Below are 12877 nucleotides of genomic sequence, written 5' to 3' on the forward strand. Positions count from 1 at the left end.
TCAATCGCGGAATTTTCGCGTTATTTCCCATGAGTCTCAAGAGGTTGCACCGAATTTAATGATGCGAAAGTTGAGTTCATAATTAAAACTCTAAATAATTTTTTTCAGCTTGCAACATTTTTCACTGCTCATTTGTATTTAGGATAGAAGTTCACATTCAAAACAATTCATACAAAGAAAGGACTGTTTTAAAAATGAAAAAAATACTTGTCGGTTTATGTGCTGCAACAATGATGTCAGTTCCTGCTTTTGCCGCTGAGCCAAGCAATGTATTCTCTCCGAAACACACTTCTGTAGTGAAGCAGATATCTCCTATAGCGCAGTATACTCTTACAATCAATAACAAGATGGTGGGGCTTGGAACTGAAAAAATTGTTGTAATGGAAGACCAAATTATGGTTCCGCTCAAAATTACGTCAGAAGCACTTGGATTCACCTTGACGTTGGATGAACAGAAGCAAACCATCCATATGGATAATGGTACCATGCAAACCGATTTAAGCATGGGTAATGCTACCTATTTTGCATACAGCAGCAAAGCGATCGGAATGACAGCACCTCTAAGCTTGGGTGTGGCTCCGGCAATCATTGAAGGATCAATCTATGTGCCTGTTGACCTCTACAAGGTATTATTGACTGATCCGAATTGTGTTAGTATAAAAGATCGTGTTATCAACATATCAAACGACTCGGTGAAACCGAAAAAACCAGATTCCATCGGACTACCCAACCCTTTGGTAAACTACAGCACGTTGGATGAAGCTCGAAAAGAGGTAGGATTTACGTTCGCGGTACCTGCAACCCTGCCTGATGGTTATCAAATGAAAGAGATTATCGTGATAAGTAACAATCTGGCCAAAATTTCCTATTTGAATGGTGACAATCAAATTACATACCGCACTGCCAAGGGAAATGCTGATATCAGCGGTGATTATAATGTTTATGATAAAGTTAAAACGATTCCTGTTGGAAATACCCAAATTACTGTAAAAGGTATAGGTGACAGTATCAATCTTGCTACATGGACAAAGGACGGAACAAGCTTCTCTCTATCCTTTGACGTACCTGTCAATGAGAAAACACTATCAACAATCATTGACGGGATCAAATAATAAGTTTATCTAATGAGAAAGGAGCTTTGGGTGATACTCTTTGCTCCTTTCTTAGATTCCATAGATTTTATACTTGTAGGCGAAAGGAGTGTAAGCAAGGTGCCAGATGTTTCATTGTGTACGGATGAGACAGTCGCACACGCATTGAAATTCTACGGCAATACGATAGTAAGATTGTCTTATTCGTATTTACATAATCTTTCTGATGCAGAGGATGTTCTGCAGGATACTTTGCTCAGTTTGATGAGGAATAAGCCTGCTTTTTCCAGTCCTGAACATGAAAAAGCTTGGCTGATGCGCGTCGCTATCAACCTATGTAAAAATAAACTAAAATCTTCATGGTTTAAAACCATTGCAATTCCCGAAAATCTTCAAATAGAAAGTATTACGGAAAAAGAATCAGACGTGTTGGAAGCAGTTCATACCCTGCCGGTAAAGTACCGCGAAGTCGTCCACCTCTATTATTACGAGGGTTATTCCACATTTGAAATATCTTCTCTTCTCCAAAAGAAAGAATCTACGGTACGTTCCCTTCTGTATAGGGCAAGAGATATGCTCAAAAAAAATCTGAAAGGAGCATATGATTTTGAAGAATAAATATCGTTCCGCAATGGAAAAAATCGAAGTTACTCCTCAAATGGAGGAAAGAATTCTAAGTAATTTGTCACGCAAAAGAGAAGCGAGTACCGTGATAAAAAAACAACAGTATCTCAAATGGATCAGGCCAGCGAGCACTATTGCTGCCTGTTGTGCCGTTGTACTTGGTGCTATGGCCATTTATCCATCATTGATAAATAACAACGGGGGCAATAAACAGATTCAAACATCTCCACATGCAGACAATGAGAAGGGAATGAGCGCCCAAACGGGAACGAATCGGGTTTTCGTTACTAGCCCGATTGAGAATATGAAAGGGATTGACGAGCTTAAAAAAGCTGTTCCCTTTGAACTGTTTGTACCGGGAAAACTCCCAACTGGGTATCAAATAGATAACTTTTCCGTTATTTCAGGAAAACTAGCACAAATTATTTATTCTGACGGAAGTAAAAAAATCACATATAGAGTAGCAAAGGGAGCAGAGGATATCAGTGGTGACTATACATCCTATGAAGAAAACGATGTTGAAAAAATTGGCGATATTGAGGTAACACTCAAGGGAAGTAACTCGCTTATCAACCTCGCCACTTGGATAAAGGATGGTTGTTCCTACTCCTTGTCTTTTTCAAGAGGAATAGAAAAAAATGCAGTGATTTTGATTATAGAAAGTATGGAAAAAGCATGACCGGTGCGAAAAGAAATCCTACTGCTAGGACGTTTGCTTATGCAAAAAGCCGTTTTTTTCCTACGCTAAGGTATTTTGAACAGCAATAAAGCCGGTATTCACTACGCTAAGGAGTAACCTGCTTTATTGCTATCCAAGGTAGGGGATAAAGAAGCTCTATATGCGATCATTTGGAGCAAACATATACCAGTTCAAAGATGAATGATTCCTACTAATCAACCTGTCTATCTGGAGGGGAGCCAATATCTTTTTTTATTTTTTAGGGTCGCGTTCTTTACATTTACAGTTTTCATCGTCTTTATGACAACATTGGGTGAATGAATCGTCCCGACATACACCTCGAATAGGGGTGCATGGATCAAAATCATGGTTTTTGAGTACTTCGTATGGTCGCATCATATCATGATCTTCATGTTCAAGGATATGGCAATGCCAAACATAAGTTCCGGTAAACGGCCCAAAACGTGCAATGATACGGGTAACTTCACCAGGGTTTGCACGTACCGTATCTTTCCAACCCATTTCATTCGGATCAGGTTCCTTTGCTTTTCCTACATCAATGATATTCCCATTTTCATCCACGGTAATTGGTGCTCGATTGAGAATCTGGAATTGAATCAGATGCAAATGAATCGGATGGGTATCAGGGGTTACATTATAAAGTTCCCAAATTTCGATTGTTCCATTATATGGTGTTTCTGTAATTAAATCGAACCACCTCATGTTATTGAGTAAGAGCAACGGTCGTCCAAATTGATCGGTACTTTCAACTAAAAAGTTTTTTCGGACAGTTATAGCATCTTTAGGATCAAGTTTCTCCAAGCAACTTAGTCTTTTGGGAACTTTACTGTTATCCTTCTTGGAACCTTTTTGTTTAACGCGAAATTCCATAATTTGCGAAATGTCTGGTGACGGAGGAGTTCCATCAGGAAAAGGTGCTGGTGCATCATTTGTCAGTATGATATTCTCCCCTTTATGTCTGGAGAAATCGACGATTACATCTGCTCGTTCTGCCGGAGCCAGTATAATTTCAGAAATCGGTACAGGTTTTTTCAATAACCCACCATCCGTACCGATTTGGATGAAATCTTGACCTGAACTCAATCGCATACGGTAAAAACGGGAATTGGAACCATTGAGGATTCGAAATCGGTATTTTCGCGGTTGGACTTCAAGATAGGGCCACACTTTTCCATTGACGAGAATCGTATTTCCGAAAAATTCCGGAACAACCGATGGATTCGGGAGGTCTGGATCGGTTGGAGGAGGTGGCTGTGGTGCAGGTGGTGGTTCTTGGCCGGGCTGGGATGGATAGAAGAGCTGACCGTCAGGATAGAAGGAACGATCCTGGATCACTAAGGGAATTTCATATTTTCCTCGCGGGAGATTCAGTTTTTCCTCTTTCTGGTCTCGAATAAGATAAAACCCTGCTAACCCGGCATACACATTTAATCGAGTGATCCCAAGGGCATGATCATGATACCAGAGAGTAGTCGGACGCTGACAATTCGGATAGTAGTAAACTTCATGCAAGAATTTGCTGCCGACGTTTTCGTAGTTTTTGGTAAACCAGGCTTCTGGATATCCGTCATTTTCCGGGCGAACACGCCCCCCATGCAAGTGGGTCACCGTTCTGACAGAAGGTTGACTAGGATCGGCACCATGAACGGTCGTATCTACTGGCAGAAGGTGTTGATAAGGTAGTTTATTTTCCCACTTCACAAGAATGGGACGATTCCTGCGAACATCAAATGTCGGACCTGGGTACATATCGTTATAGCCCCAAACGGTAGTCGGCGGTAGATCTCGATGTAGTTTTTGTTGGATTTGCCTCATCTTTACCTCATAAAAAGGTATGCCATCACGTTTACCTTTTGGTTCAATAACAGGAGGAATAGGTAATGCATCTACAAATTTCTTTAGAGACACTTCGTTCTCACTCCTTTAAACCAATTTAATATTGCTTTAGCTTGTTTATATTATGAGGGAATATATAAATAGGATTTGGCTAATGGTAGGGGGCCCACTAACATTTCGCAAAAATATATGTTAGCCCCGAACATATCCGATTTGGCGTTTTTTATACTCTGAGCTGGTCTGGGATATACCATTTAAGAACGGACAAGAATGGGCAATCGAGTACCAAAAATCGAACATGTCTCTAGATACTTTGATTAGACGAAGAGAACTATACGCAAAAGCAGATATTAATGACATATAGATTGTTGGAGAAAATCTAGCTAAGATTCAAAAGGGTGACTCAGTAAATTTTAAAAGGATTAGTCAAGAATTGATAAGCGAAAAACTTCCCTTGGAAGAAATTGCATTCTTCCATTAAATCCTACAACTATGAAGGTAGAAATTTATTGAATATCTGCAAGAGTAACGCAAGAAAATATAGGTCATACATGCACTTTTATGACTTAGAAAAGATAGAGTTTAATTTGATAGGGTGAATCATTTGGCTATCGAGATGTTATAGACTTTGAAGGAATAAACGATAGCTTTGTTCACAGAACAATTACAGTAACAAATAGGACAGAAAAAATCCATTCTTAGAAATACGGCCTGAAATAACCGTTATCCAAAAATGGATTTTTTCTGTCTTTTGCTTGATTTATCTGCGTGCACTTTTATTCATTGCGGAAGGTGCTCCAGGAATAGCCATTTCATAACAAAAAAACATTAAGCTAAGTAGTATATTATGAACCAAGACTGGCTTGGTATTATATGGGTGATTATGAACGTGGTAACGGATATGAACATGGTTTTCCAAATGCTTCGTTTTCAGAACAGTATCAAGATGGAAGTGGTGCGAATGGTAGTATACAAGAAGATGAATTGATTAAAAAATACAATATTAGATTGATAAGTTGGGATTATACCCAACCAATAAAAAATAATTTTTCAGCAACCCAAAAATAAGAGGAGCTAAAGAATTTCCTCACGATACGGCTAATCATTGTGTTGAGGTTCTTGTTTATTGGTATGTGCCTTCCGCCTAGCGTCACCTTTCATCGCCAGAATATTTAAAAAGTGATTTTTAACTTGGTGGCGTTAGCTACAAGATTAGTAGAGCGGATTGCGTAGATCAAACCGCAGAAAAAAGACCATCATCACTTTGAAAGGATAACGGTCTTTTATGCTTTTTCTGTTTCAATTTTTCCGCTTTTGTTTTCGTTCGACGCTGGGTCATATCGACAAGGGCAAAAATGCTCCTGTTAAGTTCGGGATTCCGTTTCCCTTCGCGGATCATTTTATCCCGGTGCTTGCGTGCGCTGCTCTTTGCCATTTAATTCACTCCTTTGTGATGTACGGCTTCGGTAGTGCTGTGTTTACTGTTATCATAATCCGGTTTTAGAGTCAATGCAAACAAAACAGGCTTGCCAAGCCTTGATAATTGTCCATTCCAATCAGCAGGGCATGCATATGATGATACTGACGGGAGGTGACATTCTGCATGCTCAAAAAAACAGCAACCCGCAAAGTCGAGAACCAAGTCTATTCCAACCGTGTCGCCAGATCCGAGTTCGACCGGAAATGGAGAACCATTGTGTCAAAAAGCGGCTACGTGATCTATATTGCAACAGCCAATCGGGCGAAAGTGACCGTCTTGTTAACTAACGGTTCGAGCAAGCTGCTCATTTTCAACAAGGGCGGACGAGTATTGGTTGGCGGCGGCGGAACGAGCCATTACAGCAAGCCGCATATAGCCAAGAATTTGTAGGTAGAATGTAAAAGAGGATGGTCCTGCTTAAACCTTTGTGGAGAGCAGGACTTCTTCTAGATGGACGAATCCCTAGTCTTGCTGGCTGACCATTTCGATCATTATTGGGCATGTATTTATCTGTGGGAACGAAATATGCATAGCACTTGCCCAAATAAAGTATTTAGATTTGAAACAAAAAGCGTAAAATTATAATGGAAATAATACCTCCCAGTACGGTTCCCAGTAAACTACGTGTTTTTATCGCAATATAAAAAGTCGGTATGGCTGCTAAAAATTCAATGTTATTTGTAAGGGATGCAATCTTTCCATCATGTATAAATATCTCTTGACCAATCAAAGCAGCTATAACAGAAATGGGGACATAATTTAACCATCGCATTCCCCATTCTGGTAATTCGAAACGACTTAGTACCATAAGGGGAACGACCCTTGGAATGAACGTTACAAAAGCTGACCCTAGAATAATCAAAAAAACTTCCCATCTTATTTCCATTTTTCCACCACCATTCCTATAGTTGAAGCAATAATTGTAGCAACAATAACACCCATACTGCTGGACAACAAGAAAGTACTTCCCACAGCAATGACAACTGCTATAATTGCGACAACTATATCAAGTTTGATTTTACTTCGTCCTAACATTGTTAGTATCAGAATTCCAATAAACATGGCTGGCAAGGCAAATTCTAGACCGAATTTTTCAGGATTTGAAATCCATTGCGCCAAAAATGCTCCTGCTAAATTAGCAACAAACCAATTTAGATAAGCTGTTATGTTGAGACCATGCATCCATTTTTCACTGATTTGGTTTTTTTTCGCAGTCTCACTAATAGCGACACCGAATGTCTCATCGGTGAGGAGAGAACCTACTAGCATGTTCCTAAGTGGAGAAAGATGCCGAAAATAAGGTGCTAGGGCTGCACTAAGTAAAATATGACGAAGATTTACAAATAAAATAGTAATAATAATGGCAGTAAGAGAACTACCTGTTGCCATCATTCCTGCAGCAATAAACTGAGCTGAGCCAGCATAGAGAATTAAACTGATCAGAGCTATCTCAGCTATGCTAAGTCCTGCAGCCTTTTGAATAACACCAGCAGCTATTCCGATACTTAAATAACCCAGTAATGTAGGGATACAATCTTTTACTCCTTTGATAAAGCTATCTTCATACCTCTGAGACGAATTCATTTGGACGTTCGATAGGCTCATTTCATTCCCTCCTTATTTTTGGAAATTAGAAGCTAACACACTAACTACTATGAAAAAATGAAAGAAAATACGGTTCAAGTTATTTGAACCGTTTTCCAGTAACAACATGAAATAGGTTAGGGTCGTTTTTCCAGAGAGCTTCTGTTTTCTCTGGACCAATTTCTTTAACTAATTCTGAAAACATAATGTCATGCCTAATGTATTCCATTGCGATCAATACAAGTGCTGGATCTTCTGTTTTTATCGCCCATGCAGGTGTATTTGGAGAAAAATTTGCAATTAATACTTCTTTATTGTCGCGCGCAACAATCGTTAATCGACCATTCATACGTTCCTCAGCTACTTCTGGAGCCATGTAATTGTGGTGAGTAGTTACACCAAGCTGAATCTCAGGTGCTCCAAAAAGAATAGAAAAAACATGGATTTCATCATTTACACGCCTATCTATAGCACTTTTTATACAAGAGACCTGTGGTTCCCAAATAGACAACCATAGTTCTTCTTCTGCTTTATCTATCATGTCAATCATTTCGGCATCAACATATTCATCACTGCTGATGCGTCGAATGACATCTACTTCCTGTTCACTTTCTAAAGCAGATAAATTCTTTTCAAGATAATCCATAGAATTTTCGAAGTTATTACGCAATCGGCGGATTAATTCTTTTGCCGGTAAGGGTGCATAGGTCACAGGGTCAGAAGGTACTACATAAACCGCACCTTTATCTATTAATTTTGCCAATACTTCATAGATCGTTGAACGAGGTACACCTGATCTTTTACTTATTTCATATCCTGTTATGGGGTAATTTTTTAAAAGTCCGATATATGCTTTACATTCATATTGCGAAAAGCCCCATTTCTGAAGTTCTTTGTAAAGTTCTTCCATGATAACTCCTTTAGTAGTTAGTGTAGTACTTACTATAATTCAAAATGAATTTTCTGTCAAAGCTATTTACTAATCCTAGTTCCTTATCTTCAACTAAACTGCCCCATTTGTTTAAAAGAAAATCTTCACCATTTTGATGCTATATTTTCGTATCATTCTTCAATTGTATTAGAAACGATACTCGATAATTTTGATTATTCGTAAGATTATGATGCTAGTGGAGATTCTAGTGCATTGGTAAGCTTCACTTTAACCACTAGCATGGATTGATATCTAAAATTATTTTCATCAAATTATTCGTTATATTCAAAGGAATAAACTCCATCTGTTGCCAGTTTTATTATAAATGAGTTACATAAATACCCCTACTATTATATTAATTAATGGCAGGGGTATTTATATCCTTGTTTCTATAGGCACCTACGATACATCCACAGCAGGGGATACCGTACATGTCCAGTATCCAAACGGTACCAAAATCGAGAAAGCTTTCAACTCATTGGTTCCTTTTTTTTGAAAAAATATTGTTAAGGGGCTTCTTCTGATAAATGAATGATCCATAGATGAAATTTCCAAACAAGCCACATAAATAAGATATAACCGAAAAAGGAATAAAAATGCTGCCATTCGCTGCTGTGGGCAAACAATCCCAGTTGTTCCGATATCTGTTCAATTCCTGCCGCTATTATGCCGGAAAACAGGATGAGTCCCTTTCTTTGCCATGAGTTCATCGACTGCAAGCAATGCAGAAAGATAGCTGTAACAATCGGCAATATACACAGAGTAAACATAATATTGATTTTAAAAATATCGGAAAACGGCCGCACTGGAAAAGAATACAATTGCTTCTCCACGAAGATGAGATCCAGATAAGTTCCCAACCAAGAAACAAATATCATTGTTGGAACATAAGATTTAAGTTTCTCTCTAAAAGATGGCTGTTTTGGCCATGACCGCAAGTTCGATTTTCTCCAGTGTTTTACAGTATTTATGATAGATCTCCCCATTTACGTTTTTTTCTTGATTGATAAAGTAGGTTAAGATTTTCCAATCCTCAAACCAATCCTCGATTTCCGCTTCACCATGCTCTATATTTTTCCAAGCGTACTGTAATTTTGGGCTGAATAATCGATTAGCTCCAGCTTTCAATTGACAATCATCCGTTCGCCTCTTATAGGGAGTTCTAGGCGTAGATGGCACAGATTCGTTTACGTCGTTAAACAGATGGGGCCAGTAATCTTTACGGGAACCCGTATGTGGATGATCTGCCGCCCAGTTTATTACGCCCTGTAGAATTTCAGAAGAGCCAAAAAGCACTGAATATAATCGTTTACCCAATAATATGCGTTCTTGAAGGGAAGCAAAATGATGAAGCGTTTGTCCGATAAGGTCAGGTACCTGACCGGGAACCCTGTTCATAATGTTACAACATGGGAAAAGAATTTGATTTAAACTCAATAAATCCTGAACTTTGAACTCTTTCGTTTCCAGAACCGTTTTTTGATAATGGGGATTCTGTATCACCCTTTTTTCCAGATAGCTCTGCTCGTTGATGACTAGGGCAATCGCCAGAAGATAGCGGTCTCCATTCTTCCAGAAATGATCCCACATAACCTCCATAAAGATGGATACATGAAAAAAAGAAAGCAGATAGAACAAGCTCGTCTCTCTTTTCAAACTTTCCTCATACAGCAGTAATTGAGGATAGACATCTTGGAAAATCAACCAATTGCCGCGCTCCAGAAACAGGAAATAATCGTTCTGTTCCGCGTCGGAAAGTAATTTGGACAGAAGCTCTCCCTTCAAATCCGTCATATTCCAGCCGCCATTTCGCGACACCATGTGACCCAACAAGGCCCAGTGTATCTCTGGATGTTTTCGATAGTAGTCAAAATACGCCGTAGTCCGCGTTACATTGTTCAAGTTTAGCTGGCGTGTGGATTCTTTAATTTGACGAATCAATATTTGATCTTGTTCGGGTAATTCCGCTTCTTTCATGAGAGGCTTGTTGACTTCTTTCAATCTCTTCTTCAATTTTTTGTTTATTTTAAGAAGAGGCGGAAATTGACTTTGTTTAAACCAGTCAAAATTCTTCTTCAGAATCCGGATTCCCATACTTTTTCCTCTCCCTTGTAAAGAACCCTTTGTCTAAAAGTGAATAGAGTGGATATAGGCATTACACTTGGGTTTTAGAAAGGTATGTTTGAAATATGAAAGAAAAAGCTGAATTAGAAATTAAACGCATAATCCATCTATTGCAAAAAGCTCAATCAGTTGACGGCGCCTGGCGTTATTGTTTGGAAAGCGGACCACTAACCGATGCATATATGATAATCCTATTACGGACCTTGATGATTGATGACGAGGAGTTAATTAGAAGTTTGGCTGATCGCATTACTATAAGGCAGGAGAAAAACGGAGCCTGGAAGCTGTTTCATGATGAAGAGGAAGGAAATTTGTCTGCAACCATTGAAGCATACTATGCCTTGCTTTTTTCAGGGTACAGCCGGAAAACGGATGAGCACATGCAATTAGCAAAGAAGTTTATATTAACCAAAGGCGGAATTTCGGAGGCAAGTATGCTAACAAAACTCCTTCTTGCCTTGACAGGGCAGTATCCTTGGTCGGGATACTTTCAAATCCCGGTTGAAATCATCCTGCTGCCGCACTGGCTCCCCATCAATTTTTTCGATTTTGTCGGATATGCTAGAGTACACATCGCACCCATATTGGTCGTTGCAGACCGCAAGTTCGTAATGAAAACAAAAAGAACACCAGACATGTCCGATCTTCGAAAAAACGACCTTCCAACAGCATTGGGCAACCATCCCTATCTGACAAATCAACGATCCCATCAATACCGTGCGTTTCTTAACACAATCTTGGATGGTTTCAAGAATCTTCCTTACCTTCCGTCGCAAATCCATAATATGGCGCTACGTCAGGCTGAACGCTATATACTGGAAAGAATTGAACCGGATGGAACCTTGTACAGCTATTTCACTTCCACGTTTCTTATGATATTCGCTCTACTATCCCTTGGATATTCGGCCAATCATCCAGTGATCACCCGTGCGATTTCAGGGCTGAAAGCAATGACTTGCCTGACCAATGGACATTTACATATTCAGATTGCGACATCAACGGTCTGGAATACCGCTTTATTGGCTCATGCTATGCAAGGAACCGGGGTTTCTGCATCTGAGCCTACAATTCAAAGCGCTGGCCGCTATTTACTCTCTCGCCAGCATCATAAATATGGTGATTGGATGATGAAAAATCCTTTTGTTTTACCAGGGGGATGGGGTTTTTCCGATATCAATACTATCAATCCCGACGTCGATGACACAACGGCTGCATTAAGAGCAATAGGCAATTTAAGAGAAACAGACCCGACCTTCCACCATTCATGGGATCGAGGTCTCAATTGGCTGTTATCGATGCAAAATGCCGATGGAGGCTGGCCGGCATTTGAGAAAAATACGGATAAAAGAATAGGAAATTGGCTTCCCTTCGATGCGGCAGACGCAGTTAGTACAGACCCTTCTACGGCAGATTTAACAGGTAGGACTTTGGAGTTTCTCGGCAACAATGCAGGATTTACCATCGGCCATCCCCAGATTCAAAAGGGGGTGAAGTGGCTTCTAAGCAATCAAGAAGCCAATGGCTCTTGGTACGGGCGATGGGGCATTTCTTACATTTACGGCACATGGGCCGCTATTACCGGCCTAATGGCTGTCGGAGTCTCTTCTGAACATCCTGCAATTCAGAAAGCTGTACAGTGGTTATTAAAAATCCAGAATGAAGACGGGGGGTGGGGAGAGTCATGTAAGAGCGATATTGTTAAAACATATGTTTCTTTAGGTGCCAGTACACCTTCTCAAACCGCGTGGGGAGTGGATGCCCTCATTTCAGTGTTCCAAAAGCCAATTCCGGCGATTGAACGTGGAATTCAATTTTTAATTGATTCCGAAAAAAATCAGGACTGGACGCTATCCTATCCGACAGGAGGAGGATTACCCGGCGGTTTTTACTTTCACTACCACAGCTACCGGTACATTTGGCCTTTGCTTGCTTTAGGTAATTATAAAAAGAAATATTAAATATCTCTTTATGTTTTTTGTTTCACAAGGATATATGGATAAGGTTTACACTCTGGATGAAAATGGACATTTTATGGTTTTGCTGAGGCTTATACTACAAATGAAATTCAATCTTGATAGGAGAATCAACGGTTCACTTAGAGATCCCACCCTCATTTAAGTAACATCAGGGAAGTTGCACCGAATAAAGAGCAGATTACGACTGCTCTTTTATTTTTGTGAAAAAGGGTGTTATTGACAGGGATTTATGTACCCAAATCATTTGCTACATTTAAACTAAGAGGGCAACCTTTCGTTCCGGAGCCGCCCGGTCCTAGATAAAAAAAACTCCATTCCAAGAAGAAGGTCCGAGGGGAGGATTACAACCTTTCGATTAGGTTCAAATTGTTGAAACAGGTCAAACTAGCTTCATGCCCCGTGTTGGCTATAATGCAATATAATTAATTTGATTTGCTGAATGCTAATTAAGAAACAGTATTCAAGGAGAATCTTTATAAATAACTTTCCACGAATGAAAAACCATCCCTACTACCATTGGGTATTTTAAGC

At 39.6% G+C, this 12877-nt stretch carries 13 protein-coding genes; 6 read left to right on the plus strand and 7 right to left on the minus strand.

Going from position 1 to position 12877, the window contains the following annotated elements; genetic code table 11:
* The first annotated feature begins 194 nt into the window (after positions 1 to 194).
* The 3 genes from GOP56_RS04410 to GOP56_RS04420 all read left to right on the plus strand — a co-directional run bounded on the left by GOP56_RS04410 (position 195) and on the right by GOP56_RS04420 (position 2394).
* Complete coding sequence (locus GOP56_RS04410) at positions 195 to 1112, plus strand: stalk domain-containing protein (protein ID WP_163244628.1); 918 nt, start codon at positions 195 to 197, stop codon at positions 1110 to 1112.
* A 99-nt stretch (positions 1113 to 1211) separates the two neighbouring features.
* Positions 1212 to 1709, plus strand: a complete 498-nt coding sequence (locus GOP56_RS04415; protein WP_163244629.1) for an RNA polymerase sigma factor — start codon at positions 1212 to 1214, stop codon at positions 1707 to 1709.
* The gene (locus GOP56_RS04420) at positions 1693 to 2394 is read left to right on the plus strand and encodes a DUF4367 domain-containing protein (RefSeq protein ID WP_163244630.1); all 702 of its coding nucleotides are present in this window, start codon (positions 1693 to 1695) and stop codon (positions 2392 to 2394) included. The genes GOP56_RS04415 and GOP56_RS04420 overlap by 17 nt, the downstream gene beginning before the upstream one ends.
* A 252-nt stretch (positions 2395 to 2646) precedes the next feature.
* Here the strand turns inward: GOP56_RS04420 and GOP56_RS04425 are convergent, their stop codons facing one another.
* Positions 2647 to 4323, minus strand: a complete 1677-nt coding sequence (locus GOP56_RS04425) for a multicopper oxidase family protein (protein ID WP_163244631.1) — start codon at positions 4321 to 4323, stop codon at positions 2647 to 2649.
* 801 nt (positions 4324 to 5124) lie between these two features.
* Here GOP56_RS04425 and GOP56_RS04430 point away from each other — a divergent pair.
* The gene (locus GOP56_RS04430; protein WP_163244632.1) at positions 5125 to 5319 is read left to right on the plus strand and encodes a hypothetical protein; all 195 of its coding nucleotides are present in this window, start codon (positions 5125 to 5127) and stop codon (positions 5317 to 5319) included.
* Between the two features lie 166 nt (positions 5320 to 5485).
* Here GOP56_RS04430 and GOP56_RS04435 read toward each other — a convergent pair whose 3' ends face one another.
* Positions 5486 to 5686, minus strand: a complete 201-nt coding sequence (locus GOP56_RS04435) for a hypothetical protein (protein WP_041752139.1) — start codon at positions 5684 to 5686, stop codon at positions 5486 to 5488.
* 168 nt (positions 5687 to 5854) lie between these two features.
* Between GOP56_RS04435 and GOP56_RS04440 the strand changes: the two genes are divergently transcribed.
* Positions 5855 to 6121, plus strand: coding sequence for a hypothetical protein (locus GOP56_RS04440; RefSeq protein WP_022586544.1), 267 nt, complete (start codon positions 5855 to 5857; stop codon positions 6119 to 6121).
* A gap of 163 nt (positions 6122 to 6284) precedes the next feature.
* Here GOP56_RS04440 and GOP56_RS04445 read toward each other — a convergent pair whose 3' ends face one another.
* The 5 genes from GOP56_RS04445 to GOP56_RS04465 all read right to left on the minus strand — a co-directional run bounded on the left by GOP56_RS04445 (position 6285) and on the right by GOP56_RS04465 (position 10340).
* On the minus strand, positions 6285 to 6617 hold the full coding sequence (locus tag GOP56_RS04445; protein WP_068793064.1) for an AzlD domain-containing protein: 333 nt from the start codon (positions 6615 to 6617) through the stop codon (positions 6285 to 6287).
* A complete protein-coding gene (locus GOP56_RS04450; RefSeq protein WP_022586542.1) occupies positions 6608 to 7336 on the minus strand; it encodes an AzlC family ABC transporter permease in 729 nt (242 codons plus the stop codon). The genes GOP56_RS04445 and GOP56_RS04450 overlap by 10 nt, the downstream gene beginning before the upstream one ends.
* Positions 7337 to 7415: 79 nt before the next feature.
* Positions 7416 to 8225: a TrmB family transcriptional regulator gene (locus GOP56_RS04455; RefSeq protein WP_096885679.1), complete on the minus strand. Its 810-nt coding sequence runs from the start codon at positions 8223 to 8225 to the stop codon at positions 7416 to 7418.
* A 527-nt stretch (positions 8226 to 8752) separates the two neighbouring features.
* Complete coding sequence (locus GOP56_RS04460; RefSeq protein ID WP_338120865.1) at positions 8753 to 9232, minus strand: CBO0543 family protein; 480 nt, start codon at positions 9230 to 9232, stop codon at positions 8753 to 8755.
* Complete coding sequence (locus tag GOP56_RS04465; RefSeq protein ID WP_163244633.1) at positions 9153 to 10340, minus strand: DUF2515 domain-containing protein; 1188 nt, start codon at positions 10338 to 10340, stop codon at positions 9153 to 9155. The genes GOP56_RS04460 and GOP56_RS04465 overlap by 80 nt, the downstream gene beginning before the upstream one ends.
* A gap of 95 nt (positions 10341 to 10435) precedes the next feature.
* Between GOP56_RS04465 and shc the strand changes: the two genes are divergently transcribed.
* Positions 10436 to 12328, plus strand: a complete 1893-nt coding sequence (gene shc / locus GOP56_RS04470) for a squalene--hopene cyclase (protein ID WP_163244634.1) — start codon at positions 10436 to 10438, stop codon at positions 12326 to 12328.
* Positions 12329 to 12877 lie beyond the last annotated feature (549 nt).

Origin of the sequence: Brevibacillus sp. 7WMA2, assembly GCF_010748895.1 — a bacterium.
Classification (GTDB): Bacteria; Bacillota; Bacilli; order Brevibacillales; family Brevibacillaceae; genus Brevibacillus_B; species Brevibacillus_B halotolerans.

What these genes read in the sequence shown, in the direction of transcription:
- GOP56_RS04445 (WP_068793064.1), bottom strand. Translation starts at nt 6,617, where the DNA reads ATGGAAATAAGATGGGAAGTTTTTTTGATTATTCTAGGGTCAGCTTTT.
- shc (WP_163244634.1), top strand. Translation starts at nt 10,436, where the DNA reads ATGAAAGAAAAAGCTGAATTAGAAATTAAACGCATAATCCATCTATTG.
- GOP56_RS04410 (WP_163244628.1), top strand. Translation starts at nt 195, where the DNA reads ATGAAAAAAATACTTGTCGGTTTATGTGCTGCAACAATGATGTCAGTT.
- GOP56_RS04435 (WP_041752139.1), bottom strand. Translation starts at nt 5,686, where the DNA reads ATGGCAAAGAGCAGCGCACGCAAGCACCGGGATAAAATGATCCGCGAA.
- GOP56_RS04465 (WP_163244633.1), bottom strand. Translation starts at nt 10,340, where the DNA reads ATGGGAATCCGGATTCTGAAGAAGAATTTTGACTGGTTTAAACAAAGT.
- GOP56_RS04440 (WP_022586544.1), top strand. Translation starts at nt 5,855, where the DNA reads ATGCTCAAAAAAACAGCAACCCGCAAAGTCGAGAACCAAGTCTATTCC.
- GOP56_RS04430 (WP_163244632.1), top strand. Translation starts at nt 5,125, where the DNA reads ATGGGTGATTATGAACGTGGTAACGGATATGAACATGGTTTTCCAAAT.
- GOP56_RS04420 (WP_163244630.1), top strand. Translation starts at nt 1,693, where the DNA reads ATGATTTTGAAGAATAAATATCGTTCCGCAATGGAAAAAATCGAAGTT.
- GOP56_RS04460 (WP_338120865.1), bottom strand. Translation starts at nt 9,232, where the DNA reads ATGGGGAGATCTATCATAAATACTGTAAAACACTGGAGAAAATCGAAC.
- GOP56_RS04450 (WP_022586542.1), bottom strand. Translation starts at nt 7,336, where the DNA reads ATGAGCCTATCGAACGTCCAAATGAATTCGTCTCAGAGGTATGAAGAT.
- GOP56_RS04455 (WP_096885679.1), bottom strand. Translation starts at nt 8,225, where the DNA reads ATGGAAGAACTTTACAAAGAACTTCAGAAATGGGGCTTTTCGCAATAT.